We start from the raw sequence: 4,133 nt of genomic DNA on the forward strand, positions 1-4,133 counted from the left end.
AAACGAGCCACCGACATCTATAACGCGACATTTAAAGAGATCCTCGACGACATCATTAAACCTATGTGGGGAGAAGAGTAGCCATGAAAAACGACTTAAATGTGGAAGTTGAAACCAGCAGTATTTCTGTTCAGCGTGTAAAAAAACAAGGTGAAAAATCGCTGGTGGCCAAGTCTTCTGAGAAATTAGAGAAGCAAGTCGGCAGCACACTGACCAAGCCAGTGATGGGCCAAGAAGTTGTATTTACGCTGCAGAAGATTCCAGCCAAGAAAGTAGAACAATCCACCATGGTTTGGCTTGGTAATGAACGAGATCAAGAACTGCTCGATGAGTTCGCAATCGCGGATATTTTGGAAACTTATAAAGACTTCGGGCAAGAAATGCCAGCATTTGGCCGCAACGAGTGCGGTATTGTGCAGGTTGCGGATGGTAGTCGTCGCCGGTTTACATCAATCTTCACAAGGAGTGATTTCTACATATGGGTTGGTGAGTTATCAGAAGAGCAAATGGATTACTTAACCGATGTTGGCAATCAGTACAAACCGACATCGGCGTATGAACAAGGGATGAGAGCACTTCGCCATTTGAATGCAGGAAAAGGCCAAGAGGAAGTGGCAAAGATGGTTGGAAAGGCGCGCCGCGCTATGATGCGTGAAGTCAACACCGCGAAGCTTCCTAGGTCATTCATCAGAGCGCTGCCAACACCAAATGACTTAAGCGCTCGCAAGGGTGAAGCACTGTTTAAACTGTATGACAAGCTAGATGAACATATAAAAGAAGTGCTAAACCACTTTTTTGATACCTGGTGCTCAGAGAAAGGCAAATACGACACTGACAAACTGGTTGAAATGTTTGTGATTAAGTGCGGCAAGAAAACACCTGAGCCAGTTGCACCTCGGGAGCTGGCGATGGGGACCACGGTGAAACTCAAAAACGGAAATGCCACGATCAATATTCCAAAAGTCTCCGATGAATCACTAAAACTTATCGAGGCTTTTATCGACCAAACGCTATCGAAAGAAGCGTTAGACAAATGCTAAACCGCTAGAAAGACAAAACCCCACTGCTGGAACAGTGGGGTTGCGTGACACAACTAAAACCGCCAGGAGATAATCATGTCTAAAGAAGACTATACATTCATTCGCTCAAAAACACTAGCTGACTTACCACACTTGCCAGCCCACTTAGTTATTGAATGGTTGCAAGGCCAGCACCAATGTATTGGTGAAGCCGTAGCAAAGGCCTGCTACCAACAATTGGCGAGGCAGTAATATGGAATCATTAAAAGAAGCTGCTTGGGTCACGGCCATCGTCTTGTGCGCAATGATCGCAAAACTGTACTTTAAGTTCTAAAAACCAAAGGCACCGCTAGGTGCCTTTTTTGTTTAACGCTTTTGTAAGCTTTAATAGGTAATCTAGATGTATCGCTCTCACTTCGGCAGGCAGCATTCTGGCCATCGACTCAATATCTTTAGAAACAGCGTAATTACCGCTTTGTAGCGCAACGGCTAAATCTAAATGAGTGATATTCAATGCAATTAGGTATTTTTCCATTTGTGGAACGGTCATGGCCGTGGCGCCAGACTCAAACCGCTCGACAGTTCTCTTGTTGATTCCGGTCTCTTTCGCGATCTGCTCTTGTGTTTTCCCTGACAGCTCTCGAAATCTCCGCAACACGGCTACCGTGGCTGAAATCTTTCGCATACTCTACCGTCAAATGTGGCGTTATAGCATCCAGAAAACCGACATATACGGCGTTCTGTATCCCAAACGGGGTTCATATCAGAGTTATTATTAGTATTTCTGTTTAGTATCCCTGCCAAGGACGTACCGCGAGAGTGTGTCGTTTGAAAATGTTATTTACCTAAAAGTTTAGTCTGTTCTTGCCGCGAGGGCGGATATTGAACGACATTTTATTAAATTTATATTGATAAGTATAATTTTATGAACAGTCTTATTGTAGAAACAACCCAGCCAAAAGTTCAAGGTCACACCTTCATACCACTATTTTCGTAGTGAGCATCTAATTTCCTGCACACAAAGCAGGTCAGACCGGAAAACAACAACGCAAGAAAAACAGCTAAACGTCAATTGGCGGGTTTTCCCGCGCCCAAGAAGTAGAGAATAAAAATGCATAAAGAAACTATCGGCAAAGCCAAAATGCTAATCGTATCGTTGGAACCTGGTATGGTCATTGATGAGGAAACATCAGAGGCAGCAATGAAAACCCTTATGGAACTGATCAACATTGCTAAAACCGGAATGGAAATGAGAGGCGGTAAGTTGGAATGAGAGTTAAAGGTCGCCCTTTAACTCTGTGTTAATGTTGCGGTAAGCTGCGCTCTGGCTCCCTGCTTGCCGCCAGTAATCACCACTTTATCTAGCGACCATTCACCCTGCATATAGAGTGGGAACTGAGAAGATGTTCGCACAATCCCTTCCGCAAAAAATCGTGGATTCGCTGGCAAATCTAATTGAATCTGTGTACCAGTTCGCTCAAGCTTTCTGAGCTCATCAGTAGCTGCCTGAGTAGCAAGCTCTATCGTGGGATGAGTTTTCGGCAAGCGCTTAAACGGTGTAACCCCAACTTCCACCACTTCTTCAGCACCGGTACCATCGTTCCACCACTTCGCTTTCACACCTTTAAACTGCTTACGACTTGGCATGCTTAACGTCGCGTTAGTGAAGCTGCGTTCTGTCGGCTGATTGTTGGCAGGAAGCTCAATCAGCACTGGCTCAATCGTCTTGCCAGACAAGCTTTTTACTTTTCCACGCCGGGCAAGTACATAATACGATTCGACTGGCTTGGCCACGGCATCATATTGCCGAGCCAAACGAGTCAAAAATGACATATCCGTTTCGTCAGTTTGGTCAATATGGTCAATAGCGATGCTATCCAAATCAGGATCGACCCGAGGGCTAAGGCCATGGCGACTAACCACTGTGCGAAAAATATCGCCCACTGTTGTGCCACTATAGGTCTGTGAACGGCGCTGCTTGAATTCCGTTTGATCATTGACTTGGAATGGTGCTGCAGTCGCCACAATAGTGAATACATGAGGAAACAGCTTTGGTGTAATTCGCGTGATGGTGAACTGGCCACGGCTAAACCATTGGATAGGGTCATAATCGGCAATACCTATATCAAAGCCAATCGTCACACCCTCCGGTGGTAACGAATCCATATCAGGCGCTGCAACGGTCAGTTTAATCTGATCGGTATCTTCACCTGATACGTCCGTTAACTGCCAATTCTGCAGGTATTGGTTGATGATTTTGCTACCTTGTCCAGATGTTCTGGCAATGATTCGAGTTGCTAATCCCATACTGTTACCACTCGCTCCACTTCGAGCTCTGATTCTGCTGACACCTCAGGAAGTTGAATTCTCGTTCCAGTTGGAAGCAGCACAGGCAACTTTTTAAGATGGGGATTTAACTCGTAAAGTTGCCGTTCTAAATCATCACCATCTTCTTGAAAATAGCGATACAGCACATCACCCACCGTATCGCCAACAATACTTAACGCAATGCTCAATTCGCAAACTCCTCAAGCGTTATCGTGAAATTCACGACCATAGGTGTACCGTCATCGATCACGTTACTTTCATCATCACTAAGCGTCATGATCTTCCACATGCCCATGCTATAGCCGTAATCATCGGTTAATAATACGGGTGACCTAAGCTTTTTGATTTCGCGTAAACGGCGAATTGAAACTCGACCCTGAGCGCCAAACCATTTCCCTTTCAGCGTTTTGGAGTCCAGTGGTTCGTGAGTGTTCTGGCTGACAGCCTTGCCATCCATAATATCTAAATTCACCCATCCGCCTTGGCTAGACGTGGAAAGCGACTCGTATTCAGTGCCATTAGCGACACTGAATACAAATGCCTCAACGTTCTTAGAGGGGACAGACAATATTAATTGCTGCCTCATGCATCACTCCTATCTGAAAGCGAACCATCCATCGCTATCGCGAGAGAACCAGAACCCATCACCCCTTCTGAAACCATCATTTCTTGGAGTTTCCCAACCAAACGATTAAGCATATCCTCATCTTGTTGAGCATTACCTGACGATGGTGAAATGGTTAAGTTAAACTCGAATTTACGATTGTCTTGATTGCTCTGAGCTAA

8 protein-coding genes are annotated in these 4,133 nt (G+C 45.2%); 3 read left to right on the top strand and 5 right to left on the bottom strand.

Annotated elements, in window-relative coordinates; genetic code table 11:
• The first annotated feature begins 83 nt into the window (after positions 1–83).
• The gene (locus BLS03_RS25110; protein WP_093279573.1) at positions 84–1,040 is read left to right on the top strand and encodes a ParB/RepB/Spo0J family partition protein; all 957 of its coding nucleotides are present in this window, start codon (positions 84–86) and stop codon (positions 1,038–1,040) included.
• 75 nt (positions 1,041–1,115) lie between these two features.
• Positions 1,116–1,271, top strand: a complete 156-nt coding sequence (locus tag BLS03_RS25780) for a hypothetical protein (protein ID WP_176765701.1) — start codon at positions 1,116–1,118, stop codon at positions 1,269–1,271.
• A 97-nt stretch (positions 1,272–1,368) separates the two neighbouring features.
• On the opposite strand, the gene BLS03_RS25115 is transcribed toward BLS03_RS25780, so the two are convergent.
• Complete coding sequence (locus tag BLS03_RS25115; protein ID WP_093279574.1) at positions 1,369–1,704, bottom strand: helix-turn-helix domain-containing protein; 336 nt, start codon at positions 1,702–1,704, stop codon at positions 1,369–1,371.
• A 426-nt stretch (positions 1,705–2,130) separates the two neighbouring features.
• Between BLS03_RS25115 and BLS03_RS25785 the strand changes: the two genes are divergently transcribed.
• Positions 2,131–2,292 (top strand): hypothetical protein, encoded by a 162-nt coding sequence (locus BLS03_RS25785; protein ID WP_176765702.1) that lies wholly within the window; start codon positions 2,131–2,133, stop codon positions 2,290–2,292.
• A 17-nt stretch (positions 2,293–2,309) separates the two neighbouring features.
• Here the strand turns inward: BLS03_RS25785 and BLS03_RS25120 are convergent, their stop codons facing one another.
• The 4 genes from BLS03_RS25120 to BLS03_RS25790 form a co-directional block, all read right to left on the bottom strand.
• Positions 2,310–3,326, bottom strand: coding sequence for a contractile injection system protein, VgrG/Pvc8 family (locus BLS03_RS25120; RefSeq protein ID WP_093279575.1), 1,017 nt, complete (start codon positions 3,324–3,326; stop codon positions 2,310–2,312).
• Positions 3,317–3,535, bottom strand: coding sequence for a tail protein X (locus BLS03_RS25125; RefSeq protein WP_093279576.1), 219 nt, complete (start codon positions 3,533–3,535; stop codon positions 3,317–3,319). The genes BLS03_RS25120 and BLS03_RS25125 overlap by 10 nt, the downstream gene beginning before the upstream one ends.
• A complete protein-coding gene (locus BLS03_RS25130) occupies positions 3,532–3,933 on the bottom strand; it encodes a phage tail protein (RefSeq protein WP_093279577.1) in 402 nt (133 codons plus the stop codon). The genes BLS03_RS25125 and BLS03_RS25130 overlap by 4 nt, the downstream gene beginning before the upstream one ends.
• Positions 3,930–4,133, bottom strand: a 204-nt coding sequence (locus BLS03_RS25790) for a hypothetical protein (protein WP_176765703.1), incomplete at its 5' end; no start/stop codon positions are given. The genes BLS03_RS25130 and BLS03_RS25790, both read right to left, overlap by 4 nt.

This window comes from Vibrio xiamenensis, from assembly GCF_900100015.1.
Taxonomy (GTDB): Bacteria; Pseudomonadota; Gammaproteobacteria; order Enterobacterales; family Vibrionaceae; genus Vibrio; species Vibrio xiamenensis.

Coding starts and splice junctions, on each gene's coding strand:
- BLS03_RS25115 (WP_093279574.1), bottom strand. CDS start 1,704: ATGCGAAAGATTTCAGCCACGGTAGCCGTGTTGCGGAGATTTCGAGAG.
- BLS03_RS25780 (WP_176765701.1), top strand. CDS start 1,116: ATGTCTAAAGAAGACTATACATTCATTCGCTCAAAAACACTAGCTGAC.
- BLS03_RS25785 (WP_176765702.1), top strand. CDS start 2,131: ATGCATAAAGAAACTATCGGCAAAGCCAAAATGCTAATCGTATCGTTG.
- BLS03_RS25130 (WP_093279577.1), bottom strand. CDS start 3,933: ATGAGGCAGCAATTAATATTGTCTGTCCCCTCTAAGAACGTTGAGGCA.
- BLS03_RS25110 (WP_093279573.1), top strand. CDS start 84: ATGAAAAACGACTTAAATGTGGAAGTTGAAACCAGCAGTATTTCTGTT.
- BLS03_RS25120 (WP_093279575.1), bottom strand. CDS start 3,326: ATGGGATTAGCAACTCGAATCATTGCCAGAACATCTGGACAAGGTAGC.